Source organism: Ruegeria sp. L12 (genome assembly GCF_056531745.1).
On record NZ_JBQFMH010000012.1, the window covers coordinates 1 to 20,357 of the forward strand.

The following is a 20,357-nucleotide window of genomic DNA, read 5'->3' on the forward strand; positions in this document are numbered from 1 at the left end:
CTCCGTTCTTCGCGAACTACCGTCCGCAGTTCTACTTCCGGACCACTGACGTGACCGGCACCGTGACCCTGGCGGCTGGCACCGAGATGGTCATGCCCGGCGACAATGTCGGCTTCACCGTCGAGCTGATCGCACCAATCGCGATGGAAGACGGCCTGCGCTTCGCCATCCGCGAAGGCGGCCGCACCGTCGGCGCCGGCGTCGTGTCGAAAATCATTGAATAATTCGCGTGAGCGAATGATCAAACGGAAAGGGCACCCTTCAGGGTGCCCTTTTTCGTTTCTGGATGATGCGCCAGACCCCCATGAGGGGCCCGACGAGAATCAGTCGTAGGCGGCGTCCACGATGAATTCCACCTTCAGTTCGGGTCGCGCCAGTTTGGCTTCACCGCACGCCCGCGCAGGTGCGTGACCGGAGGGAACCCAGGCGTTCCAAACCTCGTTCAACCCGGCGAAATCCTTCATGTCAGCCAGCCAGATGGTCACGCGCAGCATTTTTTCACGCGACGAGCCGGCCAGTTCGAGCAATGCGTCGATCTTGTCGAGGCAAGTCTGAACCTGTTCCTGAATTGTCTCACCCTCGGCGACCTGTCCCGTCAGGTAGGCAACGCCGTTGTGTTTCACGATTTTTGAGGACCGCTCGCCGGTATCAATGCGTTCAATCATGGATATTCTCGTTTCTTAGGTTTGGTACGGGCGTTCATGTTCACAAGACACTGTACTTGGCAAACGGAAATCGTCGTAACGAGTGGCGGGGGAGATGAAAAGAGCGATTAAATTTGGCCTGACAGGACGTTCAAAAACTAAGTTACATGGCCAGAAGAAGCCTGAAACGCTGCGAGCAAACTCACAAAAATCGAAATCGCTGCGCCAAAAGAATCGGATGGTAATTTCTTAACGTTACGTCCACCTCTTCCAAAGACTGAAACCCCACTTGAGAGCTGAAACAACGGACCCGGCAGGCAGGTTTGGCGGGCCGCGGAAATAAGGGGGGGAAACATGTTTGGTTTTGGCTTCATCACCTATGGAACCCAAATCCTTCACAGCAAGGATCTGGATGATATGCGTGACGCGATTCTTGGCGAAGACGGGCAAGAGGTGGATTGCCATGTCAGCGATTTCTGTCGTGAGCGCAAGCGGTTCGACATCAGGCTTGCCGACGTATCCACACGGGTCGGCGCGAGACACAAAGCAGGATCGGCAAACAGTCAAGGCAATGGGATATCAGTGCGCCGTTGCGCACAGAAGGAAATGATCTGAAGCAGAGAACGCTCAGGTGTTTCTGGCCCAGGGTTCCCGACCCACCATCCGGTCAGCCTCGGCTGTGATATCATTCATGTGCTGCTCGAGGCTCAGGCGCAGCGTTTCGATCTGTTCTTCACTGGCTTTGCGGGGCACCGGGTCGGTCCATTCCCGGCACAGGAACACGCCCTCGTTGCGCCACGGGCGCGGCATCAGCAGGCGGTCCCAGGTTCCGGCCTCGCGCCCATGACGGGCAGAGTAGGTGATGCCGAACACCCGCTTGCCCGAGGTGCGGGCCCAGACCAGCGGAACGGTGGACGATACCCGCTCGGGGCCGCGCGGGCCGTCGGCGGCGATACCGATTGATACGCCCTGTTTCATCTTGCCCAGCACTTCGCGCGACAGTGCGACATGGCGTTTGCGGCTGGACATGGCGATCGTGTCCATGCCGAACAGTTTCTGCACCCGCCCCACCATGCTGCCAGCGCGCGCGGCTGAGGTGATCGAGCAGATCCGGCCCTTGTCCAGCGGAAAGAAATAGGGCGATTGCGCCAGACGCTGGTGCCACAATACCACGATGACCGGTTCGCCCTGTTCCGCCAGTTGGTCCAGCTCTTCATATCCGATGCGCTGCCAGCGCGTGTTGCGGTGGACCAGCCGGATATAGCTTGCAATCCGTCGCGCAGCCCAATTCAGCACAGCTTCGCTGTCAGCGATTTTCTTGCGGATGCTCAAGGCTGCGTCCCTCCTGACTGGCCGAGCCTTGTCTTAAAGAACTGCACGCCGGGCGCAACGTTTTTGTCGAATGGCAAAGTCACCGCAAAAGTAAAAAAGCCTCTTGAGTCCTCTGCTTCACTGGCATATCTGAGGGCCCAGCCTAGGGGTATAGCTCAGTTGGTAGAGCGACGGTCTCCAAAACCGTAGGTCGCGGGTTCGAACCCTGCTGCCCCTGCCATCCAAACATCAGAACAGTTTCATTTCGGCCATTGGGGCTGGGGTTCATTTTCTACAGCAACAAGGCGCTGGCAAGGAATCCGGATGCTATTCCCATAGAGATGACCGAAATTGTCAGAGCGAAGTTTAACATAACGCTTTCAAGCCTCACCATTTGAACAGATTTGTCTCATGCCGTCGCAGAAGCGGCATTCGTTCAATATGCAGAGTGTTGATGAATTCGCGAAGTACACGCTGTTCACGTCTGGTTAACAATTCATATGCGCATGCTGTTTCGTTGCCTGCGACTTGTGCGGATTCGCTCCGGTCAAAGGGTATGGCCTGCGCTGCACGCGACGATGCGTCCGCCTTCGGTCAGGGATGGGGGTATCGTGATAACGAACGAGTCACTTGACGTATCGGACAAGAAAGAAAAAGCTTGAACAAGGCCGTGGGACACGCCATCTGAAGTTTCTAGCTAACGTGTTAGAGTTGCTGGATTTTTGATATGGGCAGAAGGCCTGACCGGGTTGGGGGACTCGGGGTAATACGGGGATATCGGGGGATAATGACTGAGATCGACGAATATCTGGAAGAGCTCGGGCTGTCCAAATATGCGCCCGTATTTGCGTCGAATGAGGTCACACGCGCGGATCTGGCGCATTTATCTGAACATGATCTGATCGATCTTGGTCTGCCGCTTGGGCCGAGGCGGCGCTTGATGGCTGCGCTCGGGCGCGCGCGCGACGCCGCCCCCGCGCCGGTGCAGGGCGTCGGCAAGATCGTGGCCGAGCGGCGGCAACTGACCGTGATGTTTGTCGACCTCGTTGGTTCCACCGCATTGTCCGAACGTCTGGACCCCGAAGATCTTGGGGAATTACTGCGCCGCTTCAAAGAGATATGCTCGACCTCGGTAGCGCGGTTTGGCGGGCACGTGGCCAGTTTCATGGGCGACGGTGCGATGATCTATTTCGGCTATCCCCATGCGCTTGAGGACGCGGCGGCGCGATCGGTCCATGCCGGGCTTGATATTCTGGATGAACTGCGGCGTATCGAAGGTCAGGAACAGCTGAAGGCGCGGATCGGGGTGTCGACCGGTCTTGTGGTTGTCGGAGAGATCCATGGTGAAGGCCTGAAAGAACATGACGTGGTCATGGGGCGCACGCCAAACCTGGCGGCACGCCTGCAGGGGCTGGCCGAGCCCAACAGCCTGATAATCAGCCCATCGACCCGGCGCCTGATTGGCAACGCTTTTGAGTTGCAGGACCAGGGCTCGTTTGCGTTGAAGGGGTTCTCTGAGAAAATTCAGGCCTGGACGGTGACCGGGCAGGCCCATATCGAGCGCCGGTTCGACATCATGCCCGATGCCGGGGCCAGCCGTCTGGTGGGCCGCCATACCGAGTTCCGCAAGCTCAGCGACAAATGGCACGAAGCCTGTCAGGGCGCGGGCCAGTCCGTGCTGATCACCGGAGAGGCGGGCATCGGCAAATCCCGTCTGATCGAAGGTCTCAGCCAACAGGTGCACGAGCAGGAGGTTCTGCAACTGAACTTCCAGTGTTCGCCCTTCCACGCCAACTCGGCGCTGTATCCCATCATTCAGCACCTTGAGCGTGCGGCGGGCTTTGCGACGACGGACAGCGACGCGGAAAAGCTTGCGAAGCTCACGCATCTTCTGCGCTATCACCCGCCCGAGCATCAACGTTTGATCGCGGATCTGCTGAGCGTCGATGCGGATGACACGCTGGGGCCATTGGATCTGCCACCGCAGGTCAAGCTTGAGCGCACGCTTGAGGCGGTGACCGAACAACTTGCCGCTTTGGCGCGTGAGAAGCCCGTTTTGCTGCTGTTTGAAGATGCACATTGGGTGGACCCGACCACCTTGTCACTGACCGATCGGGTGATTGAGCGGATCAGCGGCTTGCTGGTGCTGATCGTGGTGACCGCGCGCCCCGGTTTCGATCCGGGTTGGGGACATCATCACAATACGTTGCACCTGCCGCTCAAACGTCTGGCCAATCGGGACGTGGCCGAGATCGTGACCGAAGTGGCGGGCGGCAACGCGGTGCCGCCCGAGGTCTGTGATCTGATTGCGGCCAAAACAGACGGTATTCCGCTTTATGTCCAAGAAGTTACGCGGGGCCTGCTGGAATCCGGTCAGCTGCGGCTGACGGATCAGGGTTACACTTTGCGAGGACCACTCCCATCGCTCTCGGTGCCCAGCACGCTGAAGGATTCGTTAATGGAGCGTCTGGACAGGCTTGGCATGGCCAAGGAGGTGGCGCAGACCGGGGCGGTGTTTGGGCGGCAGTTTTCGATCGCGCTGCTGGCCTCGGTGTCGATCCTGTCACCCGCCGTGCTGCAGGCGGGTTTGGACCAGCTGTCATCGGCGGGGATTATCCTGCAGGCGCCGGATGCAACCGAGGATGAGTTCATCTTCCGGCACGCGCTGATCCGTGACATGGCCTATGACAGCCTGCTGCGGACCGAGCGGCAGGTGCTGCACGACCGCGCGGCGGGTGCGCTGATCGAAGTTCAACCGCAGCTGGCGCAGACCCAACCGGAAGTTCTGGCGCAACACTACACGTTAGCCCAACGGACCGATGAGGCGGTGCTGCATTGGCAAAGTGCGGGGCGCCGCGCCATTGAACGCTCGGCCCAGGCCGAAGCGCTGACCCATCTGTCCACGGCGCTGGATCAACTGGCTGCACTGCCCAAAAGCCGCGAGCGCGACGTGCAGGAGATTGACATCCAAATCCTGCGCGCCGGCGTGCTGCGCTCGACCAGCGGTATTTCCGGCGATGCCACGGGTGAGGCCTATGGCCGCTTGCGCGAGCTTTGCCATCGCGCCGAGCAGACCGAGAGGCTGTTTCCGGTGCTCAACGGTCTTTATGCCTTCCATCTGGTGCGCGCCGAATACCGTCTGGCGCAGGATGTGGCGGCGCAAATCCTTGATCTGGCGGCGGAAAGCGGCAAGACCGAACACCGCATGGTCGGCCATCGCGCCATGGGGGCGGTTGAATTGCATCTGGGCAACCTGTCCAAAGCGCAAACCCATCTGGAACAGGCCTGGGCGCTCTATGATTTTGATCAGCATAGCCAGCTGGCCTATGTCTACGGCACCGATCATGCGGCGATTACCTCGGCGTTTCTGGGGACGTGCTATTGCCTGATGGGCCGCCATCAGGAGGCGTTACAGGTGCAGCGCACGGCGTTGGACTGGGCGAGGGACCTCAAGCACGCGCATAGTGTGGCACAGATTCTTGTCTACATGTGCAAGGTCCACCTGCTGGCGCGCGACATTCCGGCGTTGCAACGGGATGTGACGGCCTTGTCTGAGATCGCCGAACAGCACTCATTGCCCTTCATGGCAACCATCGCGCGCCTTTGGGGCAATTGGGCTGAGGCGACAGCGACAGGTGAAGTGCATCATATTGATAACCTGAAGCAATCCGCGAATGACTGGTGGTCTGTCGGCGCTGGTAACTACAAAGGGTTCTTCCCTGCGCTGATTGCCGAATTGCAGATGGACGCAGGTGATCACAAGGCTGCACAGCAAACGCTGTCTCAGGCCAGCAAGGACTTGCTTGAAACCGAAGAGAAATGGGCGCAGGCCGAACAACTTCGTGTTCAGGCCGCATTGATCGCCAAGACCGGTGGCGACCCCGAACCATTGCTGATCAAGGCCATCGAGACAGCCCGGAAGCAAGGCGCGCGGCTTTATGAGCTTCGCGCGGCGGTCGCGTTGGCGGACTGGCAGCGGCGCAACGGGAAACCGATGAGCGAGGCGCTGGATACAGCCTTGTCGCATTTCCAACAGGACGCGAACCTGTCTGACCTGAGAGAAGCGCAGGCGCTGATGGAAACGACCACTTGACCCGAAGGGCCTAATCCTGCCAGCTTGGGCGCGGGCGGAGTTGGGTTGATACCTAAAATTTTAAGAAATGGCGCTGGGCCACGTGTTCAGCGTCCGCGGTGTTATCGTGTGAGGAGACCCGATGAAAAAGATCAGCAAAACTCTTCTGGCCAAGGATATCGTGGCGCAAAGCCGCACCGATCTGGCGCTGCAGCAATATCACTCGATCTCGGGCGAGGAGATACGCGCGTTTGTGAAGAAGCTGATTGGGACGGTCACACTGCCAACCGACATTGAATACAACCGTGACCGGCAAGTCTGGAACCCGGCGTTTCAAGACTACCCTGAGATCATCGTCTATTGCGAAACCATTGAGGACGTGCGCGTGAGTTTGGCCTTTGCGCGTAAACATGACCTCTGGGTCGTGGCGCGATCCGGGCGGCACAGTACGGCAGGGTATTCGGTCAACAACCAGATGGTGCTGGATACCAGCAAGATGCGGTACGTAACCGTCGACCCGGATGTTCCGATGGCCTATGTCGGGCCGGGCACGCCGTTCAAGATGCTGAACTCAGAGCTGAATTCCTATCACCTACATGTGCCGGGCGGGGCCTGTCAGGATGTCTGCGTCGCGGGTTTCATGATGGGCGGCGGTTATGGCTTTACCTCGCGCCGGTTCGGAATGGCCTGCGACAATGTTCTTGGCGTCACCGTAATGTTGTGGGACGGCAGTTTAGTGATTGCGGACAAAGACACCAACCCCGATCTGTTCTGGGCCATCCGGGGTGGGACCGGCAACAATTTCGGCATCCTGCTGGAAATCCGCTATCAACTGCACCCGCTCTACAAGGTCTGGGGCTGCCACATCACATGGCCGTTGGACAAAGCCGCCAAGGCGTTGGAATTCCTGCAGGCCAATTACATGAGCACCTGCGATGACGACCGGTTCGGTGCCTATATTTTCCTCGCCTATCAGGGCGACAAAAAGGTGCTGCTTCTGTCTGCGCTCTATGATGGGACGGCCAAAGAGGGAAACGCATTTATCCAACCTTTGCTCAGCGAAGATATCGGCGGACAGATGGGCCCTGACGATCAGAATTACGGCACCTATCAGGGAATCAATTCGTGGCTCTACGACGACAAATACGACATCCCCGTCGTCCCGGATCAGGCGCGCGAGGACAAACAGGCCGGATATATAAAACGCCAACTCAGCGCGGCTGAATGGCAGCGCGTAGTGGATTACCTCGACAGCACACCCAATGCCTATGGCGCGGTGGCGATTGAACCTTACGGCGGTGCGATCAACAGAATGCCCCTGGGCAAAGAGGGCAACGCTTTTATCCACCGTGACGTGTCGCTGAACTTCTATGTCGACGTGTTCTGGCTGTCGGAAGAAGAAAAAGAGATCGTGGTGCCGTGGCTCGACGGGTTCATGAAGCTGATGACCGAGGAAGGTTATTTTATCGACCGGGTCTATCAGAACTATCCGCGCCGGGCGCAAAAGAACTATCGCTGGCAATATTGGGGCGAATATTTCAACTCGCTGCTGTTCGTGAAGAAGAAATTCGATCCGAAGAATTTTTTCCACTACCAGCAGAGCATCTCTCCGGTGCCCGACGATGCACCGCCGGAGATCATTCGCGATACGTCCGAGTCGATCTTTGACGACCGGACCATCACATACGAAGACTACTCGAACCCCTGAAAGCGGGGGCAGTCACGGCCAAACGGGGGAGGGCCCAGCATGGATACGATACAGGAGATTTTCTTTCTGCCGCCCATGGCGGTTGCCCGTCTGGGGCCGGGTGAAACGCCGCTGGAAAGCTATGAGTGGCAGCAAGACATGGATGCTCACGGCAACAACAAGACAGTCATCCGGTCAAACATAACCTTGCGCGAAGTCGAAGACGGCAGCGTCACTGCCTACCTTCCCGATCCCGACGCGATCCGCTTTCGTGACGAAGGCGGCGCGCTGCGTCCGGTTGCTCCGTTCTTTGAGCTGTGGGCGCGGATGCATGATGCCGAGACGGGCGAGGAATATGAGACGCCGGTGACGCTGGACCTGCTCGACGATCAGGGCCTGTCGCTGCAGAATGTGCGCTATTCGGTCACCGTCGGGAATACAAAGGCAGAGCGTCGGACCGGGGATGCGGCCTGCGGATTTCGCGCGCGGGTCGAGATTGCGGGGCAGGATTTCACCCCAAAACCACTGCTGGCGTTCAGCCCGTACACGTCCGAACAACAGCCGATGGTCTATGAGCACAACCCGATCCCGCTGGGCTCGATTCGTGCGATGCATCCGGTGCAGGGGCACGACGAGCCGGTGGAAGGAGAGTTCATCGACCGCAGCATCCTGCGCCTGCGGTTCATGCCGCCCAAGGGCGAGGTTTATGGCCCGCCCGATGCCGCCTACGGCCCGGCAACGCTGGCGGTGCCGGGATACCAGAACGACCCGCCGAAATCGGAATATGGCCGTATTCATGAGATCGTGCCCGAGCAGAACCGTATCCTGAACCCCGACACGCCTTGGTCGAAATGGATCATGATGTCCGGCACCTCGGACGACCCCGAGCCGCATGACAGCTATGATGGCGCGCGCGTTGGTAATGACCAATCCTGGGGTGTGGCAGATGATACCAGCGACGGCGTGATCGAGGCGACGCTGGCCGTGCGCGGCGAGCGTTTGACCGCGAGGGCCACGATCATGACCGGCCCGCCCGATTTCGCACCTGATGCGCGGCCCTTCTACAGCCTTGAAGATGATTTGGCCGACCGCGATCTGTCGCTGATCTCGGTGACTGAAGACAATTATACGCAGGCCAAGACCGAGGTGGTCGACATTTTCCGCCGCGCGTTCGAGACCAACAGTCTGATCAACCTCGACGATATCCGCGCGCAGGGTCTGAAAGACAACGCCAAGCTACAGGCCAAGACCGGGATACCCGTGACGCCGGGCCTGCCGTCGACCGATGCCAAATCCATGACGGAAGAGGACGCAAGGCCACCGGACAAAATCGACGAACTGATCCGTCCGCAGCCGATCTCGGTGTTTTCGAACTCGGTGCCCAATGACCGGTTGCCTTACACGGTGGCCACGAAATTCGTACATGAACAGTTGATTGACGAGGCGAACCTGCTGGACTTCCTGCGCCGCCGCCCGGATTTCGTGAAAACGCTGCTACGCCCGCCTTACGGCATCCTGACCGAGCTTGAGACCGACCCGAACCCGGATCAGGCCCCGAACCCGGACTTCCGCGATCCCCGGATCATCCGCGACTCGATGCACGATGCTCGGATGCCGCCCTATATGCGCGATTCCAACTATTACCCGCTGTCTCTGTCACGCAGGCAATATCATCTGGTGATCTCGTTCATCGACTATCTGGTTGCACAGGAATCGGAGGCTCAGAATGTCTGATCAACCCGGCCAAATCCGCGTCAAACCCCGCAACCTGACCGCGCGTGCGGCCTATAAAGTGCCGGGCAACCCCGACAACACGCGGCTGGACGGATCAGTAGGCAATTGCTTTCCCGGTCTGGAAATGGATGTGCGCAACCTCGACCGCCGGTTCTTTCCCGGTCTGGTGTTCAACGCAGCGCGGGTGCCGCTGAACCCCGTGCCCGAAGCGCCGAAGAATTCGCAGGGCTTCCATCTGGTGTTTGTCGATTACTTCTACGACCCGATGCTGCCCGATAACAGCCCCGAAGACTGGGTGCAGACTCTGTTGGAAGCTTACAGTGGTGAAGTGGGCGCAAATCTCAGTCAGGGGCGCTGGTTCCTGTCCTGGGTCGAACAAAGCGGCAAGCGTATTACATTCAGGGATGAAGATAATAAACCTTATGACGGACTGATGATCTGGCGGTTTATCCGCAGTCTGGAACATGGTGACGACAAACCGGTCAGCATAGCATTGGAGCGCCGCAATCACGAAGGCGAAGTGGATGCCGAACAGGTCATCCTGCACGGTTTTCGCCGCCAGTACCGGACCGAGGCGGGCGTGTTCAGCGCCGCATATGATCCCGGTGAACTGACGCAGAGCCTGTGCAACCCGTGGTCCCATGATTTCCGCGATTGCGGCTGTCATTACTGGCCCTCGAACCACCCCGACGTGGTGATGGCAGAGGTGGCGCATGACGATCAGCTGCCCTCGGGCCAGTCGAAAAACCCGATTGAGGCCGAAACCTATCTGGACTGGTTGCGTTCGGACAAGTCGCCATCGGGCAACGTGGCGGCACTGAACACGGTGGAACAGAACCGCCCTTATCAGATCGACCATTATCAGGTGAACCAGATGTGGAGCGAGCTGCCCATCGTGGTCGAAGGCCGCGAAACCGGCGAGGTCTATAAGGTCGATCCTGAAATGCAGGGCGTCGACCCCTATGACACGCCCGAGGAGATGATCGAGGATCTCAAGACCCGTCTGGCGGCGATGGAGATGACGCTGAGCCTGCAATATCTCTATGCCTATTTCTCGTTGGCGGATCCCGAAACGGCGGACACCCAGAAATGGCCGACGCTGAAGGACGACCTGATCTTTGCTCGGCGTTCGGTGCTGGAGGTCGCGATTGGCGAGATGACCCATATGCGCTGGGCGAACCAACTGTTGTGGGAGCTTGAGCCGGAGGGCTATGAGCCTGTGCTGACCCCGTCTGAAACCCTGCCAGCGGGCAAGGGTAAGACGCAACCCCGTGCTCTGCGGCCTTTGACAGCCGAGGCGCTTGCGGATTTCATCGAGATCGAGCGCCCCGGCGGCTTTATCGACCGTGCCTATGCGCAATGCGTGGCGACTTTGGAGCAGGAGGATTTGTTCCCCGAACGCCGCCTCTATGCGTTGGCGGTGCGGATCGACACCGACGGGGACGAGCATTTCCTGCGCTTCAGCCAGATGAAGGACGTTCTGGCCAAGTACGACACGGGCGAGGGCACACCGGCCTATCTGCGCCAGATCGAAGTCGGGACCGAGGCGCAGGCCAAAGCGGCGTTGGATCTGTATGCCAGGGTAAAGGATGGTCTGGCCAAAGCGTATACGCTTGAAGCTGAAGGCAAGCTCGAAGACTCCCAGACCTATATCCAGCAGGTGCGCGACGACATGAAGCTGTTCCGGGTCGAGGGCGAAGCACTGGCCGCCAAAGGGATCGGCATTCCGTTCTGGACGGAGGGCAAGGCGTGATCCCACCCGCCGCGCAGGTACATTTCTTTGACAGCGGGCATGGGGATCACATGCTGGCCGTCGATGGCTCGTGCGTGTTCGATGTGCCGGCGGGAACGGCCGGCCGGTTTGCGGCGATGGATGCGCCTGGCCAAAGCGCGTTCCTCAGGTCAATGGGGCTGGATGGTACGCCATTTATCAACGACGCTCCGCCGCAAGACATGCCGGTGCGGTCGCTGTCATTGGCAGTGGCGCAGAAATGCAATCTGGCCTGCACTTATTGTTATGCGGCGGGAGGAGAGTTCGGCGGCCCGGCGCGGAATATGGAGTGGGAGGTCGCCAAAGCCTCGGTCGACCGGCTGGTGGCCGAGGCTGAACCGGGCGTGCGGATCAACCTCGCCTTTCTGGGCGGGGAACCCCTGATCAACCGCGATCTGGTGCAGCGTGCTACGGATTATGCCGTGGAACAGGCGCAGGCAAATGGATTAAGCGTTGGCTTTTCAATCACCACCAACGGGACGCTGCTGCGCCCCGAGGACGCCGCTTTTTTTGAGGCGCATGGCTTTGCCGTCACGATCAGTCTGGATGGTGTGGGTGAGGTTCACGACAAGCTGCGCCCCAATCGCGGTGGGCGCGGCAGTTTCGATACGATCCTGAAACGGGTCGAACCCCTGTTGGCCGCACAACACCGTATGCAGGTCGGAGCCCGAGTGACGGTCACGCCCCAGAACATGAACCTGCCTGAGACGCTGGATCGGTTTGTCAGGATGGGTTTCCATTCCATCGGGTTTTCGCCGATGCTGGCATCGCCCAACGGGCGGCATGAGCTGGATCGGAACGATCTGGACGAGATGCTGACGCAGATGATCCGCTGCGGCGAGGTGTTCGAGGGCGCAGTGATCCAAGGGCGACGTTATCCGTTCTCGAACATGGCGGCGGCAATGCAGGAGATTCATCGCGGCACCCACCGCCCCTATGCTTGCGGAGCGGGCGGCGGGTATTTTGGCGTATCCGCTGATGGCGGCCTGTTCGCCTGCCATCGCTTTGTCGAAGACGAGGCCGGGGCCATGGGCAACGTCTATGATGGCCCTGATCTGCGGCGCGAAGACTGGTTAGCAGATCGGCACGTCCACACCCAATCCCCCTGCAACACCTGCTGGGCACGCTATCTGTGCGGCGGCGGGTGTCATCACGAAGTCATCCACCGCGGACGCCCCGCCTGCGACTACATCCGCGGTTGGTTGCACTATTGCTTGCAGGCTTATGTCCGCCTGTCCGAAGCGCGCCCGGATTATTTCGGCGCAACCGCGCAGGCAGCCTCTGCCTGACCGATGACGATAGAGACTGAAATCTGTGTTATCGGCGGCGGTCCGGCCGGCAGCGCCGCCGCGCTGAGGCTGGCGCAACTGGGTCGCCGCGTCTGCCTGATCGAGCGCCACACCTTCCCGCGCCAGCATGTGGGCGAGTCTCTGCCTCCCTCGAATTGGCCGATCCTGAACCTGCTGGGGGTCGACGCACCTGTTGCGCAGGCCGGGTTTTTGCGCGCAGCCGGGTCGCTATTGCATTGGGCTGGAGCGTTTGAACGTCGCGGCGTCGAGGGCGACACCCCCGGACTTTTGGTGGATCGTGCCCATTTCGACGCAATCCTGTTGCACGCAGCGCGTACAGCAGGGGTTCAGATCGTCCAGCCCGCCCGCGCTTATCGCCCGACGCGCCAAGGGGCAGGGTGGAATATCCCAGTCCGCACCGACACGGATGCCTTTCAGGTCAAGGCGCAAGTTCTTCTGGACGCTGCCGGACGGCAGGCCGGGCTGGGCCGCCGGTTCCGCCCCGCCTCCCAACCTTTGCTTGCGCTTTATGCCTATTGGCAGGTGCCACCGGGTTTCGGCCCGCAGGCCCGGGTCGAGGCCGGGGCGTCGCATTGGTACTGGGGCGCGCTTTTGCCCGGCGGAGTGGTCAACGCCATGGTTTTTGTAGACCCCGCCGCCTGTACCGGGCTGTCGCCTGCGGGTCGGCGCGATCTGTATCTGAATCTGCTGGCGCAATCGACTCTGTTGTCGCCCTGTCTGGAACAGCGCCGGATCGGGCCGGTGCGGCGTACCGATACAACCAGCCGCGCCGAAACGACGCCTCCGACATCGGATCTTCTGCGGGTTGGCGAGGCCAGTTTCTCGGTCGACGCGCTGTCGTCACAGGGGGTGCAACTGGCGATGGGGCAGGCGGTGCAAGCTGCGGCAGTGGTGAACACTCTGTTGGAAACCCCAGAACATAGCGATCTGGCATTGTCCTTCTACGCCGATCGGCAGATCGAACGTATTCAGACCCATGCGGCCCTGTCTGCTGATTTCTATGCGCGGCAACAAGCCATTGATCCAGCCCCCTTCTGGGCCGAGCGCGCGCAACCGGTGGATTGGTTGAAGCCTTCGCTTTTGGACCCGAACCTTGATGATTTGCCCGCGCATCAACCCCTGATGCTGTCGCCGGAGGCCGGGTTGGTGACCGCCGGAGTGCAGACGGCCACCGCTATCGCGCCCGGCCTCGTGCTGACCCATCCCAACCTGACCCGTCCGGTTGCAAACCTCGAAGGCGTCTGGGTGGCGCCATTGCTGGAACGATTGTCGCCCCGGTCAACCGCAGCCGAAATCGTTGCATTCTGGTCGGATGTATTGGACCCGCCCCGCGCGTCCCGCGTGCTACGCTGGTTGTGGTACCACCGGATTTTGGCGCCGATCCGCGACCTTGCTTAATCACGGTTTCCTCGGTCCTCTGAATGGCATAAGGTCCGCCGCAACGCCAACCGCCAAGAAACAAGAGGTCGCATGTCGCGTTTTGATGGGTATTTCCTGCGGCAATTGCTGGTGCTGTTCGGCTTTTTTACCCTGGTGCTTGTTGGGGTTTTCTGGATCACACGCTCGGTCAGCCTGTTTGACCGGGTGATCAGCGGCGGTCAGTCGGCGCTGGTGTTTCTGGAATTCACCGCCCTGACCCTGCCGACGCTGATCCGGACGGTGATGCCGATGGCGGTGTTTGCCGCCGCTGTCTACGCCACCAACCGGCTGAGCCGCGAAAGCGAGATGACGGTGATGCTGGCTACCGGCTCCAGCCCGTGGCGGCTGGCGCGGGCGGTTTTGATGTTTGGGCTGTGCGCGGGGCTGATGATGGCCGTGATCAGCGTGTTCCTGCGACCCGCCTCGGTCGAGCAACTGGAACAGCGACAGGCCGAAGTTGCAGGCGACGTGACCGCACAATTGCTGAACGAGGGTGAGTTTCTGCACCCCGCAAAGGGTGTGACAGTCTATATCGGCAGCATCGATCTGGACGGAACCATGCACGAGGTCTTTGTCTCGGACCGGCGGGTGAAGGCCAATCCTGTCAGTTATTCCAGCGCCACCGCTTATCTGGTCACCCAAAGCACGGGCATCCATCTGGTGATGCTTGACGGCGTGGCCCTTAGATATGACAGGGCGGGCAACACGCTGTCATCGACATTGTTCGAAGATGCATCATACGATATTTCAGAACTGACCATCACATCGGACATGGGCAGTCGCAGCCTCGAGGCTGTTCCGACGATCGAACTCATCCAGAATATGGCGATCGTCGCCGAAACCGATGGACACTCAATCGGGCAACTGGTCGAGGAACTGCATCAGCGGTTCTCGTGGGTGGCGATCTGCGTTGCGATTTCGCTCGTGGGGTATTCGGCGCTGATGCTGGGTAGCTTCTCGCGCTTTGGACTCTGGCCACAGATATTTGGCGCGTTTACCATTCTGGTGCTGCTGGAAGGTGTGCGCGGGTTTGTGGCACCGTTGGTGATTGAAAACCCCAGGTTCTGGTTCCTGCTCTATCTCCCCGCGCTGATTGGCGTCGTTTTATCCGGACTTTTCCTGTCGGTTGCCGGACGCCCCTTGTTCAGACGGCGCGCCAGGGCTGAGGCCGGGTTGACTGCGGCCTGACCCTAACAGGACGCCATCAGGCGATAGACGATCTGGGCGGCGGTGAAATCCCACGCGGCATTGCCATTGGGGGCCAGCTCGACCACGTCGAACCCCACGCATTTGCGACCCCTTAGCGCGTGTTCGACCAGCCGCAGCGCCTGATAATAGCTCAGGCCCCCGGGGACAGGCGTGCCGGTCGCGGGCATCTGCGCCGGATCCAGACCGTCGACATCGAAACTGACATAGACCAGTTCGGGGAAATCCTCGGGCAGGTCGACGGCGTGGATATGACTGGTCACCAGTTCCTCGGCATCGACGTGGAAGACATGGTTGCGTAGACGGCTCTGTGCCTCTTCCGTCGAGAATGCACGCACACCGAATTGGGCCAGCCGGATACCTTCTTCGGCGAGCAGATGCATGACCGAGGCATGAGAGTGTTTCTCGCCCTGATAGGCGTTGCGCAGGTCGGCATGGGCGTCAATCTGCACGATGCCGACGGGTTGGTTCAGCGCGCGCGCCACCCCCATCACTGCGCCGTAGCTGAGCGAATGCTCACCCCCCAGCGTGACCGGCACCTTGCCCGCGCGCACGGCGGCCTCGGTGCGTTGCGCAAGGCGTTCCATGATCTCGGGCAGGGCGGCGTCGCAATCCAGCGGCGCTTCGGTGAAAATCCCCTCGACACAGGGTTCGGCGTGGCCAGTGATGCGTTCCAGTTCGTTGCTGGCCTCGATGATCGCGTCGGGGCCTTTGGCGGTGCCAGAGCCGTATGAGACGGTGCGTTCCAGCGGCACCGGGATCACCCGGAAGCGCGCGTCTTCAGTGCGCTCGGATGCGGTCAGTTCACTGTCGAGGAAAATGCTCATGAGAGTCTTTCTTTGAAGTCGTCATAGCCGAACTGCTTGATAATCTTCAGTTCGCCCGTTTCGCTGTTCCACAGCGCGATGGTGGGCAGGGGCACACCGTTGAACGTGTTGGTCTTGACCATCGAGTAATGCGCCTGATCGAGAAAGGCAAAGCGCTGACCGATCTGCAATGGCTGGTCCCACGTGTAATCGCCGATCACATCGCCCGCCAGACAGGAAGGACCACCCAGCCGGTAGGTGTGGCCGACCTCGGCCTCGTCCATCAGGGCGGGGCGATAGGGGGCCTCGATCACGTCGGGCATGTGGCAAGTGGCCGAGATGTCGGTGATCGCGAGGGGCATGCCATTGGTCGGCAGGTCGAGGATTTCACCAACCAGAATGCCCGCGTCCAAAGCCACCGCTTCGCCGGGTTCGAGATAGACGTCGATGTCGTACGCATCGCGGATGTCCTTGAGGAACGCCACCAGCCCGTCGCGGTCGTAATCGTCGCGGGTGATGTGGTGACCACCGCCGAAGTTCAGCCATTTGAGCTGGTCGAGGAAGGGTTTGAGTTTCGGCTCGACCGCAGCCCAAGTGCGTTGCAGAGGATCGAATCCCTGTTCGCAGAGCGTATGCATGTGCAGGCCGTCGACCCCGTGCAGAGCTTCTGCGGTCAATTGACTGACCGGCGTTCCCAGCCGCGAACATGGCGCGCAGGGGTCGTATTTCGGGATCTCGCCTTCGGAATGTTCGGGGTTGATGCGCAGGCCGACCTGAACGTTTGCGGCTTGGGCCTTTGCGAAGAACCGGTCCTTTTGCGTCGGAGAGTTGAAAATGATGTGGTCGGATAGGGACAGGATGTCGTCGATATCCGCGTCTTTGTATCCGGCGCAGAAGGTTGCAACTTCGCCACCATATTCTTCGCGGCCCAGACGTGCCTCGTAGATACCACTGGCACAAGTGCCGCCGAGGTGCTGGCGAACCAAAGGGGCCAGCGAGAACATCGAAAACGCCTTAAGCGCGCCGAGCACATGCGCGCCTGAGCGGGCGCCGATATCGGATAGGATGGTCAGGTTGCGTTCGACCGCTTTTTCGTCGACCACGAAACAGGGCGTGGGAACGCGGGTCAGGTCGAAATTGCGGAAGGCTCCGGCATCTCCGGCCTGTGTGGTCATCATGTCGGACATATCCGGCGTCTCCGAGTTTTGGAGAGGCCAGAGGCGCTGCCCCCGGACCCCCGGGATATTATTAGCCAGATGAAGCTACGGCGGATCAGAATTCGACCGGGCCGTCGAGTTCGTGGACCTGCCAAGGAAGGCCGTGTTCGTTCAGCATGTCCATGAAATCATCCGGGTCGAGCTGTTCCATGTTCCAGACGCCGGGATCGCGCCAGTTGCCTTTCAGGACTTGCGCCGCGCCGATCATGGCGGGGACGCCGGTGGTGTAGCTGACGGCCTGGGAGCCGACCTCGGCGTAGCATTCCTCGTGGTCGCAGATGTTGTAGATGTAATAGGTTTTCTCGCCCGAGCCGTCCTTGGCCTGACCTGTGGCGATGTCACCGATGCAGGCTTTGCCCTTGGTCTCCGCGCCCAGATCGCCGGGATCGGGCAGCAGGGTTTTCAGGAACTGGATCGGGATGATTTCCTTACCGTCATGCATCACCGGATCGATGCGGGTCATGCCCACGTTTTCAAGCACTTTGGCGTGGGTAATGTAGGCATCGCCGAAGGTCATCCAGAAGCGGGCACGCTCGATCTCGGGGAAGTGGGTCGAGAGCGATTCCAGTTCCTCGTGATACATCAGGTACATGTTCTTGGGGCCGATGGCGGGGAAGTCGAATTCGACCTTGTGGGTCATCGCCGGGCTGTGCTGCCATGCGCCGTTTTCCCAATGGCGCACCTCGGCCAGCACTTCGCGCAGGTTGATTTCCGGGTTGAAGTTGGTGGCGAATTCTTGATCGTTGCTGCCGCCATTCGCGTCCAGCACATCGATCTGACGGATCGTATCCAACTTGTGCTTCTTCAGCCATTTGGCGAAGGCGCTGGTCACACCCGGATCGAAGCCCGAGCCGAGGATGGCAGTCAAACCAGCCTCTTTGAACCGTTCTTGATAGGCCCATTGCCAATGGTATTCGAACTTGGCTTCGTCCTCGGGCTCATAGTTCGCGGTGTCGAGGTAGTGGATGCCGGCCTCAAGACACGCGTCCATTAAAACCAGATCCTGATACGGCAGGGCCAGGTTCACGAGGATCTCTGCACCCGTTTCTTTGATCAGTTTGACTGTGTCTTCAACCTTGTAGGCGTCCAACTCGGCAGTCGCGATGTCCACACCGACCCGGTCCTTAACGGCCGCTGCGATGGCGTCGCATTTCGATTTCGTGCGGCTGGCCAGCGTGATCTCGGTAAAGATGTCCGAATTCATCGCCATTTTGTGCACGGCTGCGTGGGACACGCCGCCCGCGCCGACAACCAGTGTTTTGCCCATGGGATAGTCTCCTCTCAAGGGGTTATTCGTAATAGGTGTAGCCGTTGATCGAGTCGCGATAGGCGCTCATCAGGGTTTTTCGGTCCTTGGCTTGCAGAGTACCGGTTGAAATCGCCTCGTCCACCATTTTGCGGAAGGCGGCGACGCAATCCTGCGGGTCGAATTCAACATAGGACATGACCTGGGAAATCGTGTCGCCCTCTTGTTCGTGCAGCAGGTCGAAGCCTCCGTCTGCGCGCAGGTCGATGGTGACCACGTTGGTATCGCCGAACAGGTTGTGCAGATCGCCCAGCGTTTCCTGATAAGCGCCGACGAAGAAAACGCCCATGAAGTATTCGTCGTCCTCGGGTAGGGAATGCACCGGCAGGCTGGGCGAGACGCCATCGGCCAGAATGAACCGGTCGATCTTGCCGTCGCTGTCGCAGGTGATGTCGGAAAGCACCGCGCGGCGGTCGGGGGTTTCGTTCAGCCTTTGCAGCGGCACGATCGGGTGCAACTGGTCGATAGCCCAGACATCCGGAAGCGACTGGAACAGCGAAAAGTTGCAGTGGTAGATATCGGCTACCTTCTCAAGCTGGTCGTCCAGATCGGTTTCCAGATCGTCACTGGCAGCCAGCGCCTTGAGGCGGGACATCAGCGACAGGTAGATGCGTTCGGCGCGGGCCATCTGCCGCAGGTCGACATAGCCTCGGCGGAACAGCGCGCGCAGCTCGTTGCGATAGAATGTGGCGTCGTTCCAGCATTCCTGCAACCGGTCGCTGGACAAATAACCATGCACGGCGGCAAGGTCCGAGACCAGATGGTGATCGTCCGCCTCAACCTCGGGGCCGTTGGGCGCGTCATAGAGTGTGCTTTCCAGCACATTGAACAGCAGCATCGAGGATGTCGCCACCACCGCGCGGCCGCTTTCGGTGACCAGCGTGGGATGGGCGATTTCGGCTTCGTCCATCGCGTAGGCGACGGTTTCCACCACGTTGGCGCAATATTCCTCAACCGTGTAGTTGATCGAATTCTCGGCGGCCTTTTTCTCGCCGGTATAGTCCACGCCCATGCCGCCGCCGAGGTCCAGATGGGTCAGCGGCACGCCCTCACGCGTCAGTTCGGTGTAGTAGCGGCACGCCTCGCCCACGGCACGGCGCACGTCGTTGACGTCCTGCACCTGTGAGCCCAGATGTGAATGTTGCAGTTTCAGGCAATGCAGCAAACCGGCTGCCTTCAGCTTGTCCACCGTGGCGACCAGTTGGTCGGTGTTCATGCCAAAGGCCGACCGGTCGCCCGAGCTTTCTTCCCATTTGCCGCTGATCTGATTGGTCAGTTTGACCCGCACGCCGATCAGCGGTTCGATGCCCAGTTCGTTATAAACCTCGATCACCGTGTCGGCCTCTTTCGGGCTTTCCAGCACGATGACAGTATTGAACCCGATTTTGCGGCTGAGGATCGCCAGTTGGATGAACTCGGCATCCTTGACGCCGTTGCAGACGATCAGCGCTTCGGGGGCCAGACGATGCGCCAGGGCCACGACCAGTTCCGGTTTTGACCCGGCCTCAAGCCCGTAATTGTAGGTCTTGCCGTACTCGACGATCCGGTCGACCACCTGCGCCTGCTGGTTCACCTTGATCGGAAAGACGCCGCGATAGCTGCCCTTGTACCCCACACGCGCAATTGCCTCGGCAAAGCTTTCGTTCAGATGGGCGATTTCGTGTTCCAGATAGGATGTCACGCGCAGAACCATCGGGGCCTTGATGCCGCGGTCGTCCAGATCGCTGAGAATGCCGGGCAGGCTGATTGCGTCCGCCTCGGGCACCATCGGATTGCGCAGACCGATCTCGCCCTGCTCTGTCACCTCGATGAGGCCCCGGCCCCATTTCTCAACCCCGTAGATGGAATGCGGTGCGTCGGGCGTGTGTTTCAAT

Annotated in this window: 15 protein-coding genes and 1 tRNA gene; 10 read left to right on the top strand and 6 right to left on the bottom strand. The window is 60.0% G+C overall.

Going from position 1 to position 20,357, the window contains the following annotated elements; translation table 11 throughout:
- Positions 1-224, top strand: a 224-nt coding sequence (locus ACR0K9_RS17180) for an EF-Tu C-terminal domain-related protein (RefSeq protein WP_480825016.1), incomplete at its 5' end; no start/stop codon positions are given.
- A gap of 99 nt (positions 225-323) precedes the next feature.
- Here ACR0K9_RS17180 and ACR0K9_RS17185 read toward each other — a convergent pair.
- Positions 324-665, bottom strand: coding sequence for a RidA family protein (locus tag ACR0K9_RS17185; protein ID WP_480825018.1), 342 nt, complete (start codon positions 663-665; stop codon positions 324-326).
- Between the two features lie 333 nt (positions 666-998).
- On the opposite strand from ACR0K9_RS17185, the gene ACR0K9_RS17190 reads away from it, so the two are divergent.
- Entirely contained in the window at positions 999-1,259 is a 261-nt protein-coding gene (locus tag ACR0K9_RS17190; protein WP_480825020.1) for a hypothetical protein, read from the top strand.
- A gap of 12 nt (positions 1,260-1,271) precedes the next feature.
- On the opposite strand, the gene ACR0K9_RS17195 is transcribed toward ACR0K9_RS17190, so the two are convergent.
- On the bottom strand, positions 1,272-1,976 hold the full coding sequence (locus ACR0K9_RS17195) for a lysophospholipid acyltransferase family protein (RefSeq protein WP_480535541.1): 705 nt from the start codon (positions 1,974-1,976) through the stop codon (positions 1,272-1,274).
- 144 nt (positions 1,977-2,120) lie between these two features.
- Between ACR0K9_RS17195 and ACR0K9_RS17200 the strand changes: the two genes are divergently transcribed.
- The 8 genes from ACR0K9_RS17200 to lptF all read left to right on the top strand — a co-directional run bounded on the left by ACR0K9_RS17200 (position 2,121) and on the right by lptF (position 15,136).
- Positions 2,121-2,196: transfer RNA gene (locus ACR0K9_RS17200), tRNA-Trp, on the top strand.
- Positions 2,197-2,742: 546 nt separating this feature from the next.
- Positions 2,743-6,048: an adenylate/guanylate cyclase domain-containing protein gene (locus ACR0K9_RS17205; protein ID WP_480825022.1), complete on the top strand. Its 3,306-nt coding sequence runs from the start codon at positions 2,743-2,745 to the stop codon at positions 6,046-6,048.
- A 121-nt stretch (positions 6,049-6,169) separates the two neighbouring features.
- Positions 6,170-7,735 (top strand): FAD-binding oxidoreductase, encoded by a 1,566-nt coding sequence (locus ACR0K9_RS17210; RefSeq protein WP_480825024.1) that lies wholly within the window; start codon positions 6,170-6,172, stop codon positions 7,733-7,735.
- A gap of 39 nt (positions 7,736-7,774) precedes the next feature.
- On the top strand, positions 7,775-9,448 hold the full coding sequence (locus ACR0K9_RS17215; protein ID WP_480825026.1) for a hypothetical protein: 1,674 nt from the start codon (positions 7,775-7,777) through the stop codon (positions 9,446-9,448).
- Positions 9,441-11,201 carry a ferritin-like domain-containing protein gene (locus tag ACR0K9_RS17220; protein WP_480825028.1) on the top strand — a complete coding sequence of 587 codons (1,761 nt, stop codon included), beginning with the start codon at positions 9,441-9,443 and terminating at the stop codon, positions 11,199-11,201. The genes ACR0K9_RS17215 and ACR0K9_RS17220 overlap by 8 nt, the downstream gene beginning before the upstream one ends.
- Positions 11,198-12,508, top strand: coding sequence for a radical SAM protein (locus ACR0K9_RS17225; RefSeq protein WP_480825030.1), 1,311 nt, complete (start codon positions 11,198-11,200; stop codon positions 12,506-12,508). Before ACR0K9_RS17220 ends, ACR0K9_RS17225 begins: the two co-directional genes overlap by 4 nt.
- Positions 12,509-12,511: 3 nt before the next feature.
- Positions 12,512-13,927, top strand: a complete 1,416-nt coding sequence (gene qhpG / locus ACR0K9_RS17230; protein ID WP_480825032.1) for a flavin-dependent monooxygenase QhpG — start codon at positions 12,512-12,514, stop codon at positions 13,925-13,927.
- Positions 13,928-13,999: 72 nt separating this feature from the next.
- Positions 14,000-15,136, top strand: coding sequence for an LPS export ABC transporter permease LptF (lptF, locus tag ACR0K9_RS17235; protein WP_480825034.1), 1,137 nt, complete (start codon positions 14,000-14,002; stop codon positions 15,134-15,136).
- Between the two features lie 2 nt (positions 15,137-15,138).
- On the opposite strand, the gene speB is transcribed toward lptF, so the two are convergent.
- From speB to speA, 4 genes are all read right to left on the bottom strand, one after another.
- Positions 15,139-15,981: an agmatinase gene (speB, locus tag ACR0K9_RS17240; protein WP_480825036.1), complete on the bottom strand. Its 843-nt coding sequence runs from the start codon at positions 15,979-15,981 to the stop codon at positions 15,139-15,141.
- Complete coding sequence (gene nspC / locus ACR0K9_RS17245) at positions 15,978-17,147, bottom strand: carboxynorspermidine decarboxylase (RefSeq protein ID WP_480825038.1); 1,170 nt, start codon at positions 17,145-17,147, stop codon at positions 15,978-15,980. Before nspC ends, speB begins: the two co-directional genes overlap by 4 nt.
- An 85-nt stretch (positions 17,148-17,232) precedes the next feature.
- Positions 17,233-18,444: a saccharopine dehydrogenase family protein gene (locus ACR0K9_RS17250; protein ID WP_480825040.1), complete on the bottom strand. Its 1,212-nt coding sequence runs from the start codon at positions 18,442-18,444 to the stop codon at positions 17,233-17,235.
- Positions 18,445-18,466: 22 nt separating this feature from the next.
- Positions 18,467-20,356 (bottom strand): biosynthetic arginine decarboxylase, encoded by a 1,890-nt coding sequence (gene speA / locus ACR0K9_RS17255; protein WP_480825042.1) that lies wholly within the window; start codon positions 20,354-20,356, stop codon positions 18,467-18,469.
- Position 20,357 lies beyond the last annotated feature (1 nt).